Annotated in this window: 1 protein-coding gene; it reads right to left on the bottom strand. The window is 31.9% G+C overall.

What is annotated here, in order from left to right:
• On the bottom strand, nt 1-1,124 hold a 1,124-nt coding region (gene asnB / locus CCZ01_RS09875; RefSeq protein WP_112053034.1), incomplete at its 3' end, for an asparagine synthase (glutamine-hydrolyzing).
• Nucleotides 1,125-1,179 lie beyond the last annotated feature (55 nt).

The raw sequence follows: 1,179 nt of genomic DNA, 5'->3' as shown, positions 1-1,179 counted from the left end.
TCATACCCCAAAAATACTTCATCAGCACCCTGCCCATCAAACATAACCTTAATGCCCAACTCTTTTGCTTTTTGCATAACAAAATATTGCATATAAATACTTGTACTTCCAAAAGGTTCATCCTGTGTTTGCATTACAGATTCTAAGGCACTTAAGAATTCTTGTTGTGTAGGCTCTATAACACAAAGCTGAATATCTAAAGCTTTGGCAACTTCTTTTGCATATTCACTTTCATCACTTTGAGTAAGACTCGATTTTGCATGAATGGCAATAAAATTCTTTTTATCTGGTAGCATTTTAGCCATAAGGGCATTAATGCAAGAGCTATCTAATCCACCGCTTAAACAACTTCCAACAGGAACATCACTTCTTAAACGCAATTTCATAGAATCTTCAAGAAGTATTCTTAGAGTTTTTGCAGGATTAGAATCTTGAATGCTTTGTTGTTGGATTTGATAATAAAACTTGCGTTGTAGATTCAAGGAATCTAATTGAATAATTAAGTTTTCACTCGGATTTAAGCGGTAAATATTTTTGAATGATGTTTCGTTTTTATAACAATCAATATTCCCTCTTACAATAAAGGGAATAAGGGCAGGAATATTTACAGAGATTGAATCTAAAAAGGGTAAGATAGCTTTAATCTCTGACGCAAAGATAACTTTTTTTGAATCAGAATAATAAAAAAATGGTTTTTCTCCAAAGCGGTCACGGCTACAAAAAAGCTGATTTTTTGCTTTATCTAGCAATGCAAATGCCCACATTCCATTTAAGTGTTCTACGCAAGATTCACCCCAAAAGTCATATGCACAAAGTAAAACTTCTGTATCACTTTGAGTATGAAAAACATAACCTTGCAAGGATAATTCTTCTTTAATTTCTTTATAATTATAAATCTCTCCATTAAAAATAAGAATGGATTTGTCTTGAAATAACATTGGTTGATTTGCATGTTGGTTTAAATCAATAATGGCTAATCGTGTATGTCCTAAGAGAATATTCCTTTCTTGAATAAAATCGCAATAATCAGGACCACGATGAGAAAGTAATTCTAAAGAATAGGAAAATTTCTCTTGATAAGAACTTATACAAGAAGAAGTGATTAAACCAAGAATTCCGCACATTCAACGCCTTTTTATAATAAAATAAAAGGGAGTTTAGCATAAAGAGGCTTAGAAT

Origin of the sequence: Helicobacter monodelphidis (genome assembly GCF_003288845.1) — a bacterium.
Taxonomy (GTDB): domain Bacteria; phylum Campylobacterota; class Campylobacteria; order Campylobacterales; family Helicobacteraceae; genus NHYN01.
This window is presented reverse-complemented; position numbering and strand designations above follow the sequence as displayed.